Below are 23,124 nucleotides of genomic sequence, written 5' to 3'. Positions count from 1 at the left end.
ACGACCCAAAACGCGCCGATGCTACTGGTGTACCTTGTCTGGCACAGGAATGACCATGAAAGAAGAAAAAAATAATCCGGGTTTGGATAAGGACAGTCTTCCCCGTGTCGGCATGCTCGCCACCGTTCGCAACCGCCGTGGCGTTATCTCCGCCGTCGAACCTTTCAGTGACAGCAAAAGCTCAGCCCTTCTGCATTTGGTCACTATCGAGTTCAGTGATGCCGATGGTGATGCCGAAGAGTCGCTGTTGTGGGAGCGTGAACGTTCCCCGGTGGTGCTGGAACCCAACGCACTGCCCAGACTAGATCGCGAAGCCCCCATGCAGCAGGACGAGTTTCTGGCCCTGCAGCGCGCCGCTCGCTGGAGTGCGCTCACTCCCTTCTTGTCAGCCAGCAATCCGGCTGAGCGCTCCGACCCGGTACCGACTGCTCCTGTTTACGGTGCCGTGAGTGTTGATGATTTCCAGTTAGTGCCGCTGGCTCGAGCCATGCGTATGCCGCGTGTGTCGCTGTTACTGGCTGATGACGTGGGTTTGGGTAAAACCATTGAAGCCGGGTTGATCCTTGCCGAGCTGATTCGCAAGCGTCGCATTCGGCGCGTGCTGATCATTACCCCGGCATCGCTGCGCACCCAGTGGCAGCAGGAGATGGAAGAGAAGTTCTCTCTCGGCTTCGACATTGTCGACAAGGCTGCCACCCACAAGCTGCAAAAGGAAATGGGGCTGGACGCCAACCCCTGGCGGGCACTGCCGCGGATCATCACGTCCTACCACTATCTGCGTCAGCCGGATGTGCTGGAACAATTCATTGCCAACTGTGAATCGATCAAGCAGCGGGGCGGGGCACAGCTGCCCTGGGATTTGCTGATTGTCGATGAAGCGCACAACCTGATGCCGTCCAACTTTGGTGAAGACAGCGACCTGGCCAAGATGCTGCGGCTGCTGACGCCGTATTTCGAGCACCGACTGTTCCTCACAGCGACCCCGCATAACGGGCATACCCGGTGCTTCTCCGGGCTGTTGGAACAACTGGACCCGGTACGATTCACCCAAACCCCGGACTTCACCGACAAAGAACGCAAGATGATCGGCGATGTGCTGATCCGCCGACTAAAAAGTGAGATCAACGATCAGGACCGTCAGGCAGGCCGCGCGCCGCGATTTGCCAAGCGTTACCTTGAACCGCTGCCGCTGTATATGTTTAGGCCGGAGCAGGAGCTGGCGGTTGCCGTGCGTAAGTTCTGTACGCAACTGAAAGGCATCATCCGTACAGCGCCGGAAGCGCGCATGGTGCTCAATTTTGCCATTGAGATTCTGCGCAAACGGTTGCTGTCGTGCCCGGTAGCCTTTGCCGACAGCTGGCTGCGCTTCAAGGAGGGCTTGGCCACGAAGGAGGCACTGCAGGCCGCCGAAGTCGCAGCAGCCCGCCGCGCCAGTGAGGAAGACATCGACGATGACCAGGAGCGCGAGAGCCGCAGCCGACATGCCGCTCAGGTGGTCGGCGCCTGGATGCATCCCTATGTCGAGCTACTGCAGCCAGAAATTGAGGCGATCGATGCAGCTCTCACGTCACTGGGGTTGGATAAGCAGCCTGTTATCGAAGCCAAGCCGAAATCGGATGCACGCTTTGAGCGTTTGCGTGAACTGATTGGCAAGGAGTTGCGTAATGCCGAGCAGTGGAAAGGTGATGAGCGCCTGATCATCTTCACCGAGTACAAAACCACCCTCGATTACCTGGTCAATCGCCTGAATGACGAATACAGCACCGAGCCCGGCAGCATTTGTCAGCTCTACGGTGGCATGCATGAGGATGAGCGCGAGGCCGTCAAGCGCGCCTTTAACGACCCGGATTCCCCGGTGCGTATTCTGGTGGCCACCGATGCAGCCTCCGAAGGTCTCAACCTGCAGCACACTGCCCGCCTGCTGATGCACTACGAGATACCCTGGAACCCGTCGCGTCTTGAACAGCGTAATGGTCGTATCGACCGTCACGGCCAGTCACGCGACGTCACCATTTTCCACTTCACCAGCGAAGACGACAGCGACCTGCAGTTTGTTGCCCGCGTACTGGGCAAGGTCAACGATATCCGCGAGGATCTGGGATCGGTCGGTGAACTCTTTGATGCCGCCTTCCAGCGCCGCATGATGGAGATGAATGAAGACCAGGATGTGCTGGGTGATCTGGACCTGCAGATCAATAACCGACGCAGCGCCACGGAAGATGCCCAGGTGCACACCGAAGAGCGTGGCGAAGAGGAAAAGCAGCGTCTGCAACAACTGATGGACGATCTGGATTTAAGCCCCGACACCCTCAAGGCAACCCTGGCTATCGCCATGGGACTGGGTGCGACCCGCGAGGTACTGGAGGGGCCGGATGCGTTGGGTCGGATGCGGCTTCGCACGCCGCTACCCAGCCGCTGGCAGGCCGTGGTCGATGACAGTCTGCGGCTGCCCTCACAAAAGGGTGTCAGCGGCGCCATGCCTTGGCTGGTGTTCGATAACCGTTTTTTCATTCACAACGTCAATGGCCGGCCGGTATTTCGCCCCTCTCCCGACACGGTATTGCTGCATCTGGGGCATCCGTTGCTGCGTCAGTCACTCAATGCCTTTGCGCGTCTGCGCTTCCCCGGTGGCCAGACTGACTTCCAGCCGCCCAGCCGCTGGTTGGTGAGTCGGGGAGAGGTCCCCGCCGGCGCCCAGGCGCTGGTGCTGTTCACGGTTGAGGAAATGGCCGTCAACGATCTGCGTGAAACTTTTCACCACTGGACGCGAACTCTGGCACTTCCAGTGCAAAACAGCGCACTGGGTCAGCCGTTACCCTACAACGGGCCTCACTGTGGCCAACTTGGCAGACAAAGCGCAGGTGATATGGCCGCTGCCCGTGATCTTTGGGATGACATCGAAGACGACATCAGAACCTTGCTGGCCTGCTATCGCCGCGAGTTGACTCAGACCCTGCGCACCCAGCTGAAATCTGCCTATGACCAGGCCAAGAGCCATGAAAAAGAGGCCTTTGAGCAACGCATCCGTGAAGTCGCAGCCCTGCAGAAAGTGCAGAGTATCGACAAGCTCAAGCGCGAAATTGAAGCCCAACGTGCCACTCACATTCAATACAGCCTGCTGGACGATGCCGACGCCCTGGCTGAAAAGCGCCTGCGCGATCTGGAGGATGAACTCAAACGTCGGCAGAACCAGTTTGGCGACCTGCAGGAGCGCCTGAGTCAAGAGAAAACCCGCATTCTTGAACAGGTGCTGCCACGCCGCTTTGCCCTGCGTGGCGAAGCCCAGGTATTCCCGGTCACCATTGAAATTCGCTTTCCGGAGGTGGGTGCATGAGTCTGCATGCAGAAGGATGGGCACAGCTGCGGCATGGCGGCCTGTTGATATCTCCGGCCAAACTGGATGAGTTCTTTCCAGATCCGGCCGCGGCCATGTCCGATTACCAGGCTGAAAAGCTCCGTCGCGCCCTCACGGCCTTTGATGGCAGCAGCGAGAGTCTGGGCAACCTGCTGGATTACATCCTGCAGGATCTTTCTGGTCTGCCTGCCGAAGAGTGGCAAAAAGCCCAGGCTGTCGACAGCCGCTGGGTGGTACGCAGCTTCACTGGTGTTCAGATCAAACCCCGACGCCTGTGGCTGGGGCCTAACGGCGAAACCCTGGCTCTGTTCACCCCCGACGATAGCGGTTCGCGGCAATTTGCCAGCCGCCTGGGTGTCGGGCGCTCAAAGCAGTTGCTTGGCCGGGTGGTGGAATGGCTGCGTCGTACCGGGCAGGCATTGGCGCTGGTTACCAATGGCCGGCAGTGGCGATTGGTACACGCCGGCACCGATTACGAGGCCTGGTGTGAATGGGATATCGAACTGTGGTTCAGTGAGGGGCAGCCGGCAGCGCAAACGCTGATCTGGCGCACGCTGCTCAACCGCAGCACCCTGCTGGCAGAGCAAGGTCAGAACCGCTTGTTGCAGGCCATCAGCGCCTCACGCAAGGGCCAGGCGGAACTGTCCAATGTGCTGGGCGAGCGTGTTCGTCAGGGCGTCGAGGAGCTGATTACCGCCTCCCACGTCGCTATCGAGCAGGCTCAGCAGCAGGGGCAGGCCCACGACTACAAGGATCTGTACGTCGCCGGCTCGCGCATCATCATGCGCTGCATTATTACCCTGTTCGCCGAAGCCCGTGGGCTGATGCCGGTCGACAACCCCATCTATCAGCAGGCCTACAGCCTGGAAGGGCTGCGTCATCAGTTGGATCGGCGTGCCGGTGGCCGCGGCAACGAGCGCTTGAGTCAGGGCCGTAGTGCTTGGCCGCGCCTGATTGGCTTGTTCAATCTGATCCACGAAGGCTCGGCCCATGAACGCCTTAGCGTCCCGCAATACGGCGGCGCGCTGTTTGAGCCGGGCAACCCTGCCAGTGACGACGGCATTTCCTGCGCGCTGGCGCTGCTGGAAAGCAGTCAGAACCTGGTCAGCGACCTGCAGGTGCACAAACTGCTGCGCCTGCTGACCCGCACCAAGATGAAAGTGCGTCAGGGCCGCAGCAGCCGCTGGGTGGATGCGCCGGTGGATTTCTCCACCCTGTCCTCGGAATACATCGGCATTCTCTATGAGGGCCTGCTTGATTTTGAATTGAAGCAAGCCGCTGATAACGACCCGGTCATCTTCCTGGCGGTCGGCAACCAGCCGGCGCTGACCCTGTCACAGCTGGAAGCCATGGATGACAAGGCGATCAAGCAGCTGTTTGAGGCGCTGAAGAAAAAAGACTCCACCGGTGACGACAGTGAGGAGGAGGCGGATGAGGGCGCCGAAGAATCCGCTGACCTCGATGACAGCAGCGATGAAGAGGCAGACGCCGTCGAAGACGACTCAGAGGAAGACACCAACACCAGTGACGACAGCGAAGAGCTGACCCTCAGCGAAGATCATCTGCTGCGCGCCAACACCTGGCTACAGCATGCCGCGCAGATTGCCGGGCTGGTGAAAAAGCCCCGTGGCCGCAAAGCCAATACCGCTGCCGACGAAGCCCAGCAGGCGCTGGAAAGGGCCGCCAAGCAGCTCTGCGCCCGCATTGTGGCGCCCGGCCAGTTTTTTCTGGTGCGCTGGGGTGGCACCCGCAAGGGCGCGGGCACCTTCTATACCCGTCCGCAACTGGCCGCACCCACCGTGCGCCGTACCCTGCAGCCGCTGGCCTACGACGCCGTGCAAACCGAGACCGACCCGCGCACCGGCCTGGACAACGTGGTGGAGTGGGCACCGAAAACCCCGGAACAGATATTGGCCCTAAAGGTGTGCGATCCGGCCATGGGCTCTGGCTCCTTCCTCGCTGGTGCCCTGCGCTACCTCACCGAAGCGCTCACCCAGTCGCTGTTCCATCACAAACTGATCGAGCGCAGCGAAGACGGCGGTGTGCCGCGCATGGCCGACGGCAAGCTGGCTGAACTGCTCAGCGACGAGATGACCAAGCTCAACCCCAAGGATGATGGTTTTGAAGAGGCCCTGCGCGCCCAGCTCAAGCGTCACATTGTGGAGCGATGCCTGTACGGTGTGGACCTTGATCCGCTGGCGGTGGAACTGGGGCGTATGGCGCTGTGGGTCGAAACCATGGATCGCGACCTGCCCTTTGGTTTCCTCGACCACAAGCTCAAGGTCGGTAACGCCCTGGTTGGTACCTGGTTCGATACCTACCGCGATTACCCGGCCATGGCCTGGCAGCGCGAGGGCGGTGACAAGGATTACCAGAAGAACAAGCCGGACAACCTGATCAACCACTGGTACGAGGACGCTAAAGGAAAGCGCAAGGGCGACGTCTTTACCGATGCGATCAAGGCGCGAGCCAAAGCCGTGCCTGAACAATTACAGGCGCTGCTCAGCGGCCAGCTGACACTGGAAGGCGGGCTGGACGCGGCCAACGTGCACGACGAGCTGCTCAAGGTATTCCGCAAGCTGCACCGCCTGCCGGTGCATGAAAGCGAAAAGCGCGCCGAGATATACCAGCAGGAGGTGCTGAACAACCCGCACTACCACGCGCTGAAAGCGCGCATGGACCTGTGGTGCGCGCTGTGGTTCTGGACGGGTGAGCAGATCGAGCTGGCCCCCTTGCCGCGAGACTTTGCCAACCCTGGTGAACAGGCACTGGCCATTGCCGCCGAGGTGGCGCGCCGCCAGCGTTTCTTCCACTGGGAGCTGGAATTCCCGGATGTATTCACCGCCACTCAGGACGGTTTTGATGCGCTGCTGGGCAACCCGCCGTGGGAAATCCAGAAGCCCAACTCCAAGGAGTTCTTCTCCAATCACGACCCGCTGTACCGCGCCTATGGCAAGCAGGATGCCCTGGGCAAACAGTTGGACTACTTCGGCGCCTGGCCGCAACTGGAACACGACTGGATTGCCTACAACGCCAACCTCAAGGGCCTGTCGAACTGGGCTAAATACGTTGGTCAACCGTTTGGCGACAGGCTCAACCAGAAGGATGGAAAGCAGTGGCACGACCTCAACCTGGGGGGACGAGGCAAGAATAGCTTTGACGCCTCGCTGGCCCTGCACAAGAAGTGGCAGCAGCAGCGTAGGAAAAACAAGGGCTTCGCTGATACCGCACACCCGTTCATCCACCAAGGCTCGGCAGACCTGAACACCTACAAGATGTTCCTGGAGCTGAGTCACGCCCTGCTACGCACCCAGGGGCGGCTGGGTATGATCGTGCCCAGCGGTATCTATACCGACAAGGGCACCACCGACCTGCGTGAGCTGTTCCTGGCCCAGTGCGACTGGCAATGGCTGTTTGGCTTTGAAAACCGCGAAGGCATTTTCGATATTCACCGATCCTTTAAATTCTGCCCGCTGATTGTGCAAAAGGGCGGGCAAACCCAGGCCATCCGCGCCGCCTTTATGCACCGCAACGTGGACGACTGGGAGCAGGCCGAGCGCCATGTGCTGGCCTATCCGCGGGCGCGGGTGGAGGAGTTTTCACCGTATTCCAAGGCCATTCTTGAGATCCGCAGCGAGCAGGATTTGCGCGTGCTGCAAAAGATCTACGCCAACGGCGTGCTGCTGGGCGACCAGAGTGAAAACGGCTGGGGCATCAAGTACGCCACCGAATTTCACATGACCAACGACTCCAAGCTGTTCCCGCCGCGGCCCAAATGGGAGGAGAAGGGCTACCGCCCCGACGAGTATGGCCACTGGCTGAAAGGTCCCTGGCAGGATTACAACGGCCCGCAGCACATTCTGGATCGTCAGCCGGGGCTGGTGTTGTCGCGAGATGGGCGGCAAGCGCTGCAGGTGGACGAGATCGAGGATGTGGCGTTGCCGCTCTATGAAGGGCGGATGATTGGGCAGTTCGATTTCAGTGAGAAGGGGTGGGTGAGTGGTAAGGGGCGCTCGGCCGTATGGCGGGATATTCCGTTTGAGGAGAAGGTAATTGAGCCGCAATATATGGCTGCGCTCGACGATGTTGCCGGATCACCTAAATGCAATATGAATCCCAAAATCGCGTACATGCGTATTGGGTCTGCTACAAACTCAAGAACAGCTATTTCCAGTTTTCTGGATATTTATCCTGCTGGCGATAGCGTGTTCTTTTATAGGCCGCATAAGCGATCGTATCTGACATCTGTTGCCGTAAGTACAAATCTGAACTCTTTGGCGTACGACTACCACCTACGCAATAGAGTTGGAGGCTTAAACCTCAGCGAGTTCATCATGGATGAGACATCCGTGGTCTCGCCATCCAGTATTAGAGCCAATAACAAATTAATCGCGCATATCACTAGTCTGCTTTTTTGTTCACCATCTCAAGCCATGGCACTTTGCGCCTTGGTTGCAGAAGAGCCCCAATTAGATGCGACAATTAAACGGAAATCATGGCGGAAAGGTTGGGCTACTTCTAACAGTGAACGCTTGCGTGTACGAGCAATTTTGGATGCCATCTACGGCCATCTCTATAACTTGTCTGTGCGGGAAATGTCTTTCCTTCTCAGGGGCTGCGATGTGCCTGTTGGTGGCCACGGAGACTCAAAGTACTCAGGAATCATTGACCCCAAAGGCTTCTGGCGTATCGACAAGGATAAAGACCCGGAATTGCGCCATACCGTCCTTTCGCTGATCGCCTTCCACGACCTGCAGCAAAAAGGCCTCGACGCCTTCCTCGCTCAGAATGATGGGGAAGGCTGGATGATCCCCGAACAGCTGCGCCTGGCCGATTATGGTCTGGGCCATGATGAGCGTGCGCAGGAATACCAGCCGGTGGCCTCGCGCCTTGGACCGCGCTTCTACGATTGGCAACTCAACGAGGATGTGGAGCGCTCCTGGCAGGAATGCGCCGCCCATGCCGAGCTGATCCGCCGCATTGTGCCGCTGCCCGAGCCCGAGCCCGCCGACGGCGTTGCCGAAGAGCAGGCGACTTATAAAACAGAATCACCGCAGGGAGCACTGTTCTGATGCTGAACCCCATTACCTATACCGAAGATGTGGTCAGCGATTTTCTGCGCTACCAGCTCAGCACCTATGCCTTTGCCGATGAGGGGCTGTATCGGCAGATGCGCGACCTGCTCAATCTGGAGCACACCCGCAATACGCCGCTGATGAAGGGGCCGTTTATTTCACTGTCGCGCACCTTTATGAAGGGTGCCAGCCTGGAGCAACTGGTCAAGGAAGGCGTGCTGCATCCGCATATTCGCCAGCTGTCCCCGTACCCTGGAGCCTACCTGCACCAGGAGAAAGCCTTCCGTTCCATCAAGGATGGTCGTACCACCCTGGTAGCGACCGGTACCGGTTCGGGCAAGACAGAATCTTTCCTGCTGCCGATCATCAGCCGCTGCCTGCAGTTGCGTGATGAAGGTGTTGAGGCGGGTGTCACAGCGGTGATCGTCTACCCCATGAACGCCCTGGCCGAAGACCAGTTGCAGCGCATGCGCGAGCTGCTGGTGGGCACAGGCGTTACCTTTGGCATGTATGTGGGCAAGACCCCGCGTACCGAAGCGGACGTGAATGGTGTACGGCTCGATCCTGGCAGCACGGTGGTGGATTACCGCAGCAAGTTGCAGCAGATGCAGCAGCAGAAGATCGACGTCGCCCTGCATCCCGCGGAGGAGCGGGTAAGCCGCGAAGCCATGCGCACCAACGGCCAGCAGCCGCGCATTCTGCTGACCAACGTCAAACAGCTGGAACTGCTGCTGACCCGGCAGCAGGACCTGGAACTGTTCGATAACGCCCGTCTGGAGTTCATGGTCTTCGACGAAGCGCACACCTTTACCGGCGCCGGTGGTGCCGAAACCGCCTGCCTGATCCGCCGACTGCGCGCCTATTGCGGCAAGGATGAAAACAGCACCACCTGCATCGCCACCTCGGCCACCATTGCCGATCCGCGTCGCGGCATCGAGGCTGGCCGCGAGTTTGCCAGCCGCTTTTTTGGCATTGATGGCCAAAGTGTCGAGCTGATTGGAGAGGCCTACGAAGAGGACATCTGGGGCGAGCCGCGCAGCGTGAGTGCGCCGTTCAATGGCGATCAGGCCATGCAGCTGAAAACCGTGCTGGAAATGCTTGGCACCCTGGACAAGGCCGAGGTTGATGCTGCTGACCTGCAAGCCTTCCGCATCTGGTTCCAAACCACCAGTGGCATGCGCATGGCCGGCGATAACTGGCGTGAAGCGCTGAACCAGTGGCTCAGCCACAACGAGGTGGTCTACCAAATTGCCGAGGCCCTGCGCAGGCCGCGAGCGGTAGCCAGTCTGTTGGAAGATTTGAACGCAGCCCTGGGTCGCCCGATTACCGAAGAGGAAATTTTGATCTGGCTGGCGCTGGGCGCGGCGGCACGAAATGGCGACCGGCCTTTGCTGCGCCCGGTGGTGCACGGCTTCGTGCGCGGGGTTAGCGGTGCGGTGGTGACCTTCGAGGAAGGCCAAGGTCAGCCTGCCAGGTTGTGGCTGTCTGCCGAAGATGCCATCAGCGACGATGCAGGCCGTGACACAGAGTTGAAGCCCTTCCCGCTATCCAGCTGCACCACCTGCGGCCAGCATTATTTCGAGCACGGATTGGAAGACTTCAACTTCACCAGCAGCGAACCGGGTGGCGGCTCCGCTGAAGGCAAGAACCGCGCTTGGCGGGCAACCGACATTACCCTGGGTGGGGTGCGTGCGGTTTCGTTGGACCACCAGGTGGGTTCGGATGGGGAGGAGGAGCCTTCGCGCACCGAAGTGCTGTTTGTCTGCCGCTACTGCGGCACCACCCACGACCGGCAGTTGCCGGAGTGCGTCGGCTGCGGCCGTAACAAGGTGCTGAAGGCGCTGCATTTTGTGCAACAAAAAGAAGACCACATTGGTCGCCTGACCCGCTGTGTGTCCTGTGGCGCCCACGGCCGCCGGGTGACCGGCAGTTACCGTGAGCCGGCGCGTCCGGTGCGTGCCACCGGTGTGGCCGACGTGCATGTACTAGCGCAAAGCATGATTCACCGGGCCGAGCGCAAGCGTCTGCTGGTATTTGCAGACAATCGACAGGATGCGGCCTTTCAGGCCGGGTGGATGCAGGACCGTTCGCGCCGCTATCGTCTGCGGGAGTTGATCTACAAGAAACTGAGTGCCGGTGCGGTGTCGGTCAGTGATCTGGTGCTGTGGCTGGATCAGTACCTGGATGCCGACGACGAGTTGTCGCGCGCCTTGATTCCTGAAGTCTGGCGGGTGGAGAGCAAGTCGGAAACCAGTCTGGCGCACGCCGAGGAACGCAAATGGTTCCTGCGTGCCCAGGTGCTACGCGAGCTGACATTGGGTGCACGACAAAGCACCGGTTTGGAACCTCTGGGCCGACTGAAAATTCATTACCGAGGGCTGGATGAGACTCATCCGGTGATTCAGAAGTGGGCAGCAAGCCTGGGGTGCACGGCGCAGGACCTGCGTGAAGGCATTGCCTCGCTGCTGGATGCCGCCCGCTCCCGGCGTATGCTGTTCGATCCCATTACCCGTATGTTTTCCAAGTTCTGGCTGGATGGCGAGAAAGAGGTGTTGCGCGGTTATCTGCCTATCATGCGCGGTGTGCCTGAGGCGCTGGTATTCGAACGGGATGGCCAGCACGACAAGGGCCGCATCAAGCAATGGTTCAGCAACTACGACAGCTCAGCCAAGCAGGCGGCTGGCGCTTGGGGCGTGCCGCATGACCAAATCCAGGCGTTTTTGCACGACGTATGGCGCCTGTGTAGCGATGAGCTTGAGCTGCTCACCCAGGTCCAGCTTAAGGGTGCCCGTGGCAAGAACCTGCCGGGCTGTCACGGCTCCACCCAGGTGCACGTGGACAACCTGATGTTGGTGCCCTCCACCGGCATGTACCGCTGCCAGACCTGCCGTCGGCTGCATGCCCGGGTCAACCCGGGGATGACCTGTATGGCCTGGCGTTGTAACGGCAAGCTGGTGTTCGAGGAGGAAAACCCGGACAACTACGACTTGCTCTTGCTGGATCAAGAATTTTCCATGCTGCGCGCCCGCGAGCATTCGGCACAGATTCCCGGCCCTGAACGTGAGCGCATCGAGAATGCTTTCAAGGGTGAAAGTGAGCGCATCAATACGCTGGTGTGTACACCCACGCTGGAAATGGGCGTGAATATCGGTGCGCTGGATGCGGTGCTGATGCGCAACGTACCGCCATTGCCGGCCAACTACTGGCAGCGTGCCGGCCGGGCTGGGCGCCAGTTCCGCATGGCGCTGGATCTGACCTACGCCCGAACGACCAGCCATGACCGTGCCTACTTCAACGAGCCATTGAAAATGCTCGAAGGGTTGGTGGAGCCCCCCAGCTTCAACCTGCGCAACCCGGTTATGGTGGCCAAGCATGTCAACGCGACAGTGCTGACCACCCTGCTGCAGATGCTGCGCTCCAACAGCTTGCCAGACACGCAAGAAAGGAATCTGGAGCAGGCGCTGGGTACTTGTTTGCCAGGCCAGATCCGGCCTTATCTGTTTACTGCCGAAGGCATGGTGCGTGAGGCGCCCTTATCGGTTGCGCCACTGGCAGAACAAATCGCGGCGCATCAACCGGCTTTGCTGAGTGCCGTATTGAAAGCTTTCCAGCAGGGCTGGCCGGCTAGCGACAGCGAAGTGGTCAGCCGTGAACAGCTAGAATCTGTCATCGGAGGTTTTGCCGATCAGTTGCAAGCGGTGATCGATCGCCTGTTCCAGCGCTTGCAGTGGGCGCTCGCCCAGCTGGAGCGGCTGCGTAAGGTCGCCGCAGGCAAGGGTGCGCTGGATGCTGACGAAGAGGCGCTGCGTGCCCGTTGCGAGCGTCTGGTGAAAAAACTCAAGGGTGAGGCGCGCCGCAACCGCAATCAGGCTGAAGGCATCGACGATACCAACACCTACGGCGTGCTGGCGGCTGAAGGCTTCCTGCCGGGTTACGGCCTAGATACCGGCGCGGTCACCCTGACCCATGTGGCACCCCGCCACAGCAGTGACATCAGCGATTGGGAACTCCGTCGCAACACGGCGCTGGCCGTGCGCGAGTACGTGCCCGGCAACTTGATCTATGCCAACGCTCACAAGTTTGTGCCGCGGCATTTTCATCTGATTCCGGAAGAACCGCTGACCTTTGCCGTGGATGTCGCCAGTGAATCTGTTCAGGAGACAGGCCCGACATCCAAGGCGGGCAGCGAAGCCAGCTCGATGTCGATAGCGCAAATTCCGGGTGTCGCTATCTGCGATGTGGATGCACCGCACCACTCTTATATTTCCGATGATGAAGATTACCGCTTCCAGATGGCGACGGCAGTATTTGCCCAGGATCAGGGGCGGCATTCCGGGGGTAGTCTTTACGAGTGGGGTAAATCCCAGCTGCAACTTAAACACGGTATGCACATGCGTCTGGTCAACGTCGGCGCTGCCTCCCAGGTGCGCTCTGGTGCCTTGTTGGGCTATCCCTTGTGTCTGGTCTGTGGTGCCAGTCGCTCAGCTATGAGCAGTCAGCAGGAGCTCGACAAGTTTAACGAGCACCATGTTGAACGATGCGGGCGGCCTATTCAGAACATCGCGTTCTACGCCGAAGTGGTAGCTGACGCGCTGGTACTGCAGGACTGTTTCTCCCAGGAAACTGCCTACAGCGTCATGGAGTCGTTGCGACAGGGGGCGGCAGAAGTGCTGGACATGGAGATCTCCGACCTGCAGGTGCAGGTGATTGGCAAGCCTGGCAGCGAAACGGTCGATGCATTGCTGTATGACCCTATGCCGGGTGGTTCTGGCCTGCTGGAGCAGTTGCTAGCCCACTGGCCGGATGTGGTGGCAGCAGCCCGCCGACTGGCCGAGGAGTGTCCATCTGCCTGCGAGTCATCCTGTGTGGATTGTTTGCAGCATTTCCGCAACTCCTTCTACCACGACAAGCTAAACCGCCATACGGCATTGGAAGCATTCAATGACTGGGGCGATAGCTTGAGTCTCAGTCACGAGCTGGCGCCGGTTTTGCCGGATGAGACCCTGACCCAGCAACCGGGCAATCCCCCTGAACAGCAGTTGGTAGCGCTGCTCAAAGCCGCCGGTATGCCGGCATTCGAAACGGAACGCCCGATACTGCTTTCCGGCGGTATCACCACTCGTCCGGATGTGTATTTCCATGAACCCAACGACCAGTACGAAGGTGTCTGCATTTACCTGGACGGTATGAGTGAGCATCTGCATGGCAACGCGCAGACAGTTGCCAAGGACCGACAGATCCGTCAGGAACTGCTGAACACTGACTACGAAGTCATCGAGATCCAGTTCCAGGAGCTGTACGACAAAACGGTGATGCGTGAGCATATGCGCCGGATTGCTCGCGCCGTGCTTGGCAGGGCCAGAGCCAAGGAGCTGGCTGACGATGATGCATGGTTTGATCAGGCCGGGAAGGTAACTACTGAGCCTAATGCGGTAAAAAGCAATGTGCTGCCCTTCAGAACGGTCAGCCCCTCTGATTCTGCCTTTGAGCCCTACGCTAATTGCGTACCTCTGATAGGGCTGCAGGCTGCCGCAGGCGCCTGGAGTCATGAGCAGGAAAGCCTGGTGGCACTGGCTGACTATGCTGAGGAGTGGGTGAGCATTGATAACCACAAGCTGGAGCCGGGGATGTTCCTGGCTCAGGTCGTGGGGCGTTCCATGGAGCCGCTGGTACCTGATGGTAGCTACTGCCTGTTCCGGCCAGTCCCCGCCGGTAGCCGGCAGGGGCGAAAGTTATTGGTTTGGCACGCAGGGGTAACCGATGCCGACACTGGGGGCGAGTACACGTTGAAGGTGTACAGCAGTGAAAAAGTTGCCCACGCTGACGGAGAATGGCAGCACGACCGCATTACGCTGAAACCCTTGAATCCTGTTTATCAGCCACTGTTCCTGGAGCCTAAAGATGAAGGGTCTGTTCGAGTGATTGCTGAGTTTGTAAAGGTGGTGGGATGAGTGTGGAGCACCGTGCAACCTGGTTCGTCGGGGCCAGTTACGGCGGTACTGATGACCAGATGCCGCGATTTCTTGCAGATGGAATTTGGGAGAATGGCTATGACGACAAACTCCTCGATGTAGTGCGTTCCATGCGCCCGGGAGAGCGGATCGCCATCAAGTCGTCTTATACGCGAAAACACGGTCTGCCTTTCGATAGCCGAGGTCGAGCGGTTTCGGTTATGGGCATCAAGGCGGTCGGCACCATCACTGAAAATCTGAACGACGGGAAGAGGGTGAAGGTGGACTGGGCCAAGGTCGAGCCGGTACGAGAATGGTACTTCTACACTCACCGAGGGACCGTCTGGCGTGTGCTTCCCGGCGAATGGATGAATGATGCGCTGATTGCATTTGCGTTTGACGGCCAGCCGCAGGATGTGGATCGCTTTCGCAACGAGCCCTTTTGGCGGGAGCGTTACGGCACGACGTTGCCAGAAAAGCAGCGCTTCGAGTGGACGGACTTCTACGAGGCAGTGGCCGAAAAGCTGCTGGCCCACGCAGACGATCGAACTTCGCTCATCGAGGGCATCCACGAGATCGCGTCCCGGGTGCCGGGGCTGACCTATCTCCAGGATAAGTTTCCCGATGGAACCAGTGGTTCGCTGCGGGACATTTGCCCATTCACCACGATGGGCACCTTTAACCGATCCATGACCGATGCCAACCGCAAGATCATCGCGGGTGAACTTGCCAAGTTGCTGGGTGTGACGGTGCCGGTCCCGCCTTCATTCGAAGGCATTCCCGTTCTTAACAACCAACGTTCCTGGTTTTTTGCCTATGCCGACAAGCGTGGTGCGGGCGACATCGACGCGCTATGGAAGGTATTCGTTGCCGCGAGCAAGATGGTCGATGGCGACCAGTTGGACACTCGCGATGCCTTCATCCGGGCTTATGACGAGGCAACCCAAGTATGGGGTGTCGCATGGAACCTTTCGACAGGTCTCTACTGGGCGCATCCGTGGGAATTCCTGACCCTGGATAGCCAGTCGCGCCACTACATCAACAAGCGGCTCGGCCTGAATGTCGCCATCAGTGGTCAGCAAGGCCCATGTGATGGTCAGGCCTATTTGAAGCTGCTGGACGATTTGCGTTCGCGCTTCGGCGAAGACGGCTATCCGGTCCACAGTTTCCCTGACTTGTCGCTTGCGTCCTGGATGTACAAAGACACGGTTGACGAGCCTGTGCCGGCTGGCGATATCGGTACCAATGCCGGAGCAGAACAGGAAACTGAAGGTGAAGTTCGCGAAGCCTTTCAGGTGGCAGCGCCAATCGTTCCCTACTCGGTGGAGGACATCCTCAAGGACGGCTGTTTCCTGGAGCGGGCCGAGATTGACCGCTTGCTCGATCGTCTGCGCACAAAAAAGAACCTCATCCTTCAGGGGCCTCCGGGCACGGGCAAGACCTGGCTAGCCAAACGGCTCGCGTTCGCGCTCATGGGCCAGAAGGACGACAGCAAGGTCCGCGCAGTGCAGTTCCACCCCAACCTGTCCTACGAGGACTTTGTTCGAGGATGGCGCCCCACTGGCGAAGGCAAGTTGTCGCTGGCGGACGGCGTCTTCATGGAAGCCATTAAGGCCGCATCAAAGGACCCTTCGTCGAAGTTTGTCGTGGTGATCGAGGAGATCAACCGTGGAAACCCAGCGCAGATCTTCGGCGAGTTGCTGACGCTGCTTGAGGCCGGCAAGCGGACGCCCAACGAAGCGCTGGAACTCTGTTATCCGGATGCGGACGGCAAACGACGTCCCGTCCATATTCCCGAGAATCTCTATGTGGTCGGCACCATGAATATCGCCGACCGATCGCTTGCACTGGTCGATCTGGCATTGCGTCGCCGCTTTGCTTTCGTTGGGCTGGAGCCAAGACTGGGCCAGGTTTGGCGGGAGTGGGTGGTCAAGGAGTGTGCTGTCGATCCGGGCTTAGTCGCGGACATCGAGCGCCGTATCACCGAGCTGAACGACCAGATCGCGGCGGATGCGCGCCTTGGCAAGCAATTCCGAATTGGTCACAGCTATGTGACACCTGCACATCGACTGGAGGCGGGAGACACGAAGAAGTGGTTCCAGCAGGTCGTGGAGACGGAGGTCGGCCCGTTGCTGGATGAGTACTGGTTCGATGCGCCCGACGAAGCACAAAAGGCGATTGCACGGCTGACGCAGGGCTGGTGATGACCGCCGTCGCAGAACAGGTGGAAAGTGCATCCATGAGCGCTGAGGGGTTCATCGGACGCATTCCGGTGCGCAACCTCTGGCTGCTGATGCTCTACGCCTCTGACCTGTTCCGCACTCGCGGCATCGGCAAGATCGGCTTGGAAGACAGCCCGGACGATCTACCGGATCTAGTTGCGGAGATCCTTGCCCACGCGGTTGAGGTGCGGCAGCGTCGCCGCTTGAGTCTTGGATATCGACCTCGTGACGCAGTCATCAATCGCGTGCGTGGCCGGATCGACGTCTTGACCACCGAACGCCATCAGTTGATGGATAGAGGCCTGGTGGCGTGCCGGTTTGACGAACTCACCATCGACACCCCACGCAATCGTTTCGTCCGAGCAGCTTTGGAATCCATCTCCAGAATCGTTCAGAGGAAGGACGTTGCTCATCGGTGCCGCGCACTTGCGGGTGGCATGAAGGCAATGGGTGTATCAGGCGACGCTCCGACCCGTGCCCAAATGAGCACCGATCGTTTTGGCCGTAACGATGCGGACGACCGCTTCATGGTTGCGGCCGCAAAGCTGGCGTTCGATCTGGCGCTGCCTACGGAGGCGTCTGGTGCGAATGTGCTTTCTCTGCCAGACCGCGAGGCAACTTGGGTGCGCCGTTTATTCGAGCGAGCTGTCGGCGGCTTCTACGAAGTCGTATTGAGCCCGCAGGGCTGGCGTGTGCGTTGCGGCGGGACACTGTCCTGGCAGATCGAGCAGAAGACGGCGGGAATCGACAAGATTCTGCCGACGATGCGAACGGATATCGTGCTCGAAAACCCGTCGACCGGGCGGCGGATTGTCATCGATACCAAGTTCACCTCGATCGTGACGAGCGGTTGGTACCGTGAGGAAACCCTGCGCAGCGGATACGTGTACCAGATCTATGCCTATCTGCGCTCCCAGGTTGGGTGCGGCGATGCGCTTGCAGATCGCGCGAGCGGATTAATGTTGCATCCTGCGATCGGCCAGATGGTGGACGAGACAGTGCTGATCCAGGGGCACGCCATTCGGTTCGCCACTGTGGATTTGACGGCAACTCCTGCGGTCATTCGAGCGCAGCTGCTGCGACTCTGCGCGCCAGACCGCGCGATGCAGATCATGGATTTTCCCTTCGAGAAAACTCGTACGGGCTAACCGCCTTTTCCCTGTTCGCATCCAGAAAATCCGCCCACCACTGCATCATCAGCCGCCTTTCCTCCAAGTGCTCGGCCTTATGAATATACGCAGCCCGGACGGAGTTCCGTTCCTGGTGGCTCATTTGCCGTTCAACTGCGTCTCTCGACCACAAGCCCGATTCGATCAGAGCGCTACATGCCACGGTTCGAAAACCATAGCCGCACACCTCAGACTTGGTGTCATAGACCATGGTCCGAAGCGCCTTGTTGATGGTGTTCTCACTCATGGCTGTTTGGGAATTATTGTCGCTCGTAAAAATCAGTTCTTTATCACCCGACCAATTATAAATGCGTCTCATTAATATTATTGCTTTTATACCCGACGGGGCGGCAGGGGACATGCACTTCTTGGCGTACATAAGCCTCACATCAACGGCGCCAGTTTTCTGGCCAGTAGTTCCAACGCCTCCCTTCGTTCATTGAAGTAGTCGTGACGGTTGTAGATACCCTCCACGCCCTTCAGTGTGTGGTTAAGGCATCGCTCGGCCACATGGCCAGGCACCCCTAATGAGGCCAACAGGCTGCGGCACGTGCGTCGCAGGTCATGGACGGTGAAGTGTTCAAGATCACCCATCTTGTTCTCAGGCTGTACTGCTCTTCCTGGCTCTCTCCCAAACAGTTTGGATATCGCCCGATTTAAAGTGTCCGAGCCCATGTGGGGCATTTTGCTTGCTCGTCTGTTAGGGAAGACATAAGCGGAACCAAAAGCGCGCACCTTGAGTTCGTTCAGCCATTGGATAGCCAGGTCTGGCAGGGGGATGTCAATGGCTACACGGGATTTGCTGCGCTCCTGAGGCAGATACCAAACCTTTTCATCCAGATCGAACTCGCTCCACCTTGCTTCAGTTAGCTCGGCTTTTCTGACTCCGAGCAAGACCAAGAGCGCACAGGCCAAGTAGTTGTCCCGGGTGAAGCTATCTGATTCTTCCCGGAATATCTTGAAGATGAAGGCCAGCTCTTCGGTGGTGAGCGCTCTGTCTCTGCTTTTTTCTATGCCGCCCGCATCGTCTACGGCGAAGGCGCTGGCCGGGTTGCTGGCAATCAAATCCAGCTTGACGGCATGGTTAAACAGTTGCTTGCAGTACATCAACGCATCGTTGGCGGTGCTCGGTCTATTGCTTTCCGCTATGTTTCTCAAGACCTGCCTGATGTCGCGGCCCGTGACAGCATCTGGCTTCATTTGCCCAATGACAGGTGAAATTTCTTTGGTGTAGACCCGAAAGGGGATGTGGTGGTGCTTCAGACGCTTGACGTTGCCTTCGTGCCAGTCGTTGAACAGGTCATCAACACATTTGATGTCGCTATAGCTGGCTCTTTTCTTTTCAACAAGAGGGTCCAGACCCTCACGAAGCTGCTTCATCTGTAAAGCAGCGGCTAGCCGTGCATCAGCAAGAGACAGGTCATCCACGTTACCCAGCGTCATTTGCTTGCGCTTAGCGTTGGTCGTGAAGCGCAGCGCCCAATAGGAGCGTCCCCGGGCTGGTACTACAAGGTATAGGCCGTTGCCATCAGCAAAATGTCCGGGTGGTCCTTTGAGCTTTGCACTAACTGACTTGCTTGTAAGTACTGCCATAACGTCTTCCTCTAAATGTACTCACCACTGGCCGCAGAGAATTTCTGCTTATTGAGCATTATACTCACCATTGTACTCACCACTTGGTGCTTGATTCTGGTGAGTGCAGGTAGACCTTGGTTGACTAGGAAATACGTTATCTAATTGATTTTTATAATAAAAATTGAGCTTGGTTGACCCCGGTTTACATCACTCAATATTCTGCGCCTGTGCCTGGAAACGCTCAAAACACCATTCCTGATTGAAACGGTTGAAGGTCTGCAGGCTGAAGATAAGATCATCATCTTTTGCGAGTACATGAGCACAGTCAACGCCATGCATGACGCCTTCACGGCGGCCGGCATTAAGGCCGTGCGTCTGGTTGGGGCTGACTCTGCGACCAAGCGGCAGAAGGCAATCGATATGTTCCAGGATGACCCCGAGGTCAGGGTGTTCATCGGCACCACGATGGCAGCGGGTGTTGGGATTACTCTGACTGCTGCTAACTACGTGGCCTTTGCTTCTATGCCCTGGACCCCGGCGCTTATGCGCCAAGCCGAGGATAGGGCGTATCGAATGGGCCAGCAGCGGGATGTGATGGTTATCGTCCCGCTTATACCCGACACGATTGATGAGGCTGTGTGGAAGATTCTGGAGGGCAAGCGTGAGACAGAAATTGATGTTGTAGAAGCTGTAACGACGCTGCAAACGAGTGATGCCGCAGTGATCATGCTTATTGAATCGCTCCGATAATCAAGGAGGGCAAATGGTTCAAGTCGGGTGATAGCCGACGGATCTGAAAGCAACTCCTGCAAAGCAGCTATCGGGCTTTTCACATCGTACTTCCAATTTGGGGCGGTTCCGGCTACTAGGATTTGGCTGCAATCGGCCACAAATCGACGTTTAAGTGTGGCTACGGTGAACGTCCAGGCGTCGACCCACTATCTAACCAGTCACTCGATTATCGAAGGGAAATGCTCCTTGGCCGGTAAGGCATTGCCTTAGGCAAAGGGAGCCTTGTAGACTGCAGCAACATTCAGTGTCGAACAGCCTGAGGGGCGCTATAGGAGGACTGGGCCGGTGATTAATCAGATAGACATAGCAAGCTTTGGTAGCTTCCAAGGTCTGGAGTGGAAACAGACCGTTCGGGACAGCGGCAAAAACGTCAAGTTCTTCCAGCGTCTGAACATCCTCTACGGACGCAACTACTCTGGCAAGACGACTCTCTCTCGTGTTTTTCGTGCTCTGGAAACGCGCAAACTACCCTTGAACTATATTGACTCATCCTTCATCGTGACTGGTGAGCAAGGTGCCGTCACCGATGCGGAACTGCTGACCCACAACTATGACGTGCGGGTCTACAACCGCGACTTCGTGACCGACAACCTGAGCTTCCTGGTCAGTCAGGAGATCGGAGGCGTTATTAAGACCTTCGCCATCGTCGGTGAGCAGAACAAAGAGATTGACGACGCCATTGCTGCTCTCGAGGCCAAGCTTGGTAGTGTGGAGGGCAAGGCTGGACTGCGCTTTGATCTGGAGGCCAAGAAGAGAGAGCGCGATCGCACCAAGACAGCCCACAGCACGGCTTTGAAGGGCTTGGAACAGAAGCTGCGCTCACATGCTGCTGAGAAAATCAAGAAGAACCCCCTGTACCGCGTGCCCGTCTACACCATCGACCACATCAAACGCGACATTGCTTCCACCAGTAAGCCCGGCTTCATCGCACTGACCCCTGAGGAGCAAGCAAGCAAACTCATCTTGCTCAAGCAGGAAGCCTTACCTGACATTCAAGGCACTCTGGCCATCACCCTCAAGCTGGAGTCGCTGAGGGCCACTGCTGAACCTCTTCTGTCCAAGATGATAACGCCTACCAAAGCGATTGAAGAACTGCTCAAGGACAGCGCTTTGCAGCTATGGGTCAAACAAGGTATCGGACACCACCGGGACAAACGGGATACCTGTGCTTTCTGCCAACAAGACTTGCCGCACGACATTTGGCAAGTGCTGGACGAGCACTTCAGCAAAGAGTCGGGCGACTTAGAAACTGCCTTGGATGCTGCTATAGCGTCGGTTATGGACGAGATAAAATCCATTGCTGGGCTCATTACCTTCACAGGTGCTCAGTTTTATGCGGATGAGCGTACTACGTTTGAAGCGAGCAGCAAGGCACTGTCGGAAGCGCTTGATGTCTACAAAAAAGATTTGGAATTCCTGAAGAAGTCGCTTGAGGCTCGAAAAAACAATCTGTTCCAGCTCGTGCTTCTGAAGCCCCCTTCGCACGACGCCAAAGAGATCGAGAAGCATGTTCAGGACATTAATGCGCTGATCGTCACGAGCAACGGCAAGACAAGGACCCTGGAAAAAGACAAGACTGCTGCCAGAGATGCGCTTCGCTTGATCGACGTGTTCGCGTTTATTGATGCGATCACCTATAGCAAGGAGATTGCCCGCATAGCTACCCTCAAGACCAGCGCCGACACGGCAGGCATGGCCTATACGGACGCGGAAAAAGAGATCCGTGACGCGGAAGCAGAAGTCCAAAATTTCCGAGCCAAGCAAAAGGATGAGCGGAAGGGGGCCGAGCGAGTCAACTCTCTGCTCAACAACTTCTTCGGCCATGATGGTATCAAGCTTGAGGCCCGCGACGGCGCAGACAACGCCACTGTCAAGTTTGAAATCACGCGAAACGGCAAAGCCGCGTACAACCTCAGCGAAGGCGAGTGCAGCCTGATCGCCTTCTGCTATTTTATTGCCAAGCTAGAAGAACCTGAGAGCAAAGGCAAAGAACTGATCATCTACATTGATGATCCAATTTCTAGTCTAGACGGAAATCATATCTTCTTCATGTTCAGCTTAATTGAGAGTTTGATTGCCAAGCCGATCAAGAATACTGATGGTTCAAACGCCTACCGCTACAAGCAGCTTTTTATATCCACCCATAATCTGGACTTCTTAAAGTACCTCAAGCGCCTGTCTATTCCGAAGAAGAAAATCCCTGCTGGTGAAGGCAGGACGAAAAGTGTCGATGACCACGAGCATTTCATGATCGAGCGCAACGGCGCTTCAAGCAACATCTTGCTCATGCCGTCTTATCTCAAAGACTACATAACTGAGTTTCACTACCTCTTTCATCAAATCTACAAATGCAAAGATCAAGCTGCCGCAGCAGATAGCCATGAACCATTTTTCGGCTTTGGCAACAACCTGCGGAAATTTCTCGAAGCCTTTCTGTTCTTCAAGTACCCCTATCATGATGATAAAAACGACGCCTTTGAACGGATTAAGAAATTCTTTGGGGAAGAGGAAGATGCAGCAGTTGCACTGGTTAATCGGCTTAATAACGAGTTTTCCCACCTGGAGGCGGTCCCAGATAGAGGTTTTAAGCCCGTGGAGATTCCTGAGATCGCCAAGGTAGCTAACTATGTCTTGGATAAGATTTACACTGCCGACAAGGTGCAATACAACGCTCTGTTGAAGAGCATTGGCGAGCCTGAGCGAGTAGGCTAAAGGATCGCTCCCAATAGCCGATTGCCTGAGCGAAGCGCCAAATAAATCATTCCATGCCGCATGGCCGTAACGGGTCGAAAGCTGACTTAGTTAACGAGGTTTTGCGGAGTTATATGCCTAGATTTTTTGAACAGGTCTTCCCTTGAGGGCCTATGATTTACGCCGGCTCTAGGAGAATTCAGTCTTCATAATATCCCGCACGGTCCTGTTTATCCCGCAGGCCTTGCGATCTAAATTATCTTGTGAATCGGATGACCGCTATGGGCGAAGCTA

9 protein-coding genes are annotated in these 23,124 nt (G+C 57.5%); 7 read left to right on the top strand and 2 right to left on the bottom strand.

Annotated elements, in window-relative coordinates; all coding sequences use genetic code 11:
• The first annotated feature begins 55 nt into the window (after positions 1 to 55).
• From drmD to mcrC, 5 genes are read left to right on the top strand one after another with little or no spacing between them, the layout of a single operon-like run.
• Entirely contained in the window at positions 56 to 3,334 is a 3,279-nt protein-coding gene (gene drmD / locus ACOZ42_RS08615; protein ID WP_426345023.1) for a DISARM system SNF2-like helicase DrmD, read from the top strand.
• On the top strand, positions 3,331 to 8,427 hold the full coding sequence (locus ACOZ42_RS08610) for an Eco57I restriction-modification methylase domain-containing protein (protein ID WP_426345022.1): 5,097 nt from the start codon (positions 3,331 to 3,333) through the stop codon (positions 8,425 to 8,427). The genes drmD and ACOZ42_RS08610 overlap by 4 nt, the downstream gene beginning before the upstream one ends.
• Entirely contained in the window at positions 8,427 to 14,381 is a 5,955-nt protein-coding gene (locus ACOZ42_RS08605) for a DEAD/DEAH box helicase (protein WP_426345021.1), read from the top strand. The genes ACOZ42_RS08610 and ACOZ42_RS08605 overlap by 1 nt, the downstream gene beginning before the upstream one ends.
• Entirely contained in the window at positions 14,378 to 16,585 is a 2,208-nt protein-coding gene (locus ACOZ42_RS08600) for an McrB family protein (protein ID WP_426345020.1), read from the top strand. Before ACOZ42_RS08605 ends, ACOZ42_RS08600 begins: the two co-directional genes overlap by 4 nt.
• Positions 16,585 to 17,751 carry a 5-methylcytosine-specific restriction endonuclease system specificity protein McrC gene (gene mcrC, locus ACOZ42_RS08595; protein WP_086060014.1) on the top strand — a complete coding sequence of 389 codons (1,167 nt, stop codon included), beginning with the start codon at positions 16,585 to 16,587 and terminating at the stop codon, positions 17,749 to 17,751. Before ACOZ42_RS08600 ends, mcrC begins: the two co-directional genes overlap by 1 nt.
• Here the strand turns inward: mcrC and ACOZ42_RS08590 are convergent.
• Complete coding sequence (locus tag ACOZ42_RS08590) at positions 17,714 to 18,091, bottom strand: tyrosine-type recombinase/integrase (protein ID WP_240688296.1); 378 nt, start codon at positions 18,089 to 18,091, stop codon at positions 17,714 to 17,716. The genes mcrC and ACOZ42_RS08590 overlap by 38 nt on opposite strands.
• A 65-nt stretch (positions 18,092 to 18,156) precedes the next feature.
• Positions 18,157 to 19,365 carry a tyrosine-type recombinase/integrase gene (locus ACOZ42_RS08585; RefSeq protein WP_426345019.1) on the bottom strand — a complete coding sequence of 403 codons (1,209 nt, stop codon included), beginning with the start codon at positions 19,363 to 19,365 and terminating at the stop codon, positions 18,157 to 18,159.
• Positions 19,366 to 19,662: 297 nt separating this feature from the next.
• Here ACOZ42_RS08585 and ACOZ42_RS08580 point away from each other — a divergent pair, with 297 nt between their 5' ends.
• A complete protein-coding gene (locus ACOZ42_RS08580) occupies positions 19,663 to 20,097 on the top strand; it encodes a C-terminal helicase domain-containing protein (protein ID WP_240688297.1) in 435 nt (144 codons plus the stop codon).
• Positions 20,098 to 20,424: 327 nt separating this feature from the next.
• Positions 20,425 to 22,851 carry an AAA family ATPase gene (locus ACOZ42_RS08575; protein ID WP_426345018.1) on the top strand — a complete coding sequence of 809 codons (2,427 nt, stop codon included), beginning with the start codon at positions 20,425 to 20,427 and terminating at the stop codon, positions 22,849 to 22,851.
• Positions 22,852 to 23,124 lie beyond the last annotated feature (273 nt).

Origin of the sequence: Alcaligenes sp. HNGD-HTN06 (genome assembly GCF_049932565.1) — a bacterium.
Taxonomy (GTDB): Bacteria; Pseudomonadota; Gammaproteobacteria; order Burkholderiales; family Burkholderiaceae_B; genus Alcaligenes; species Alcaligenes ammonioxydans.
Note: the sequence above shows the minus strand (reverse complement) of the source record. Positions and strands in the feature narration are given on the sequence as shown.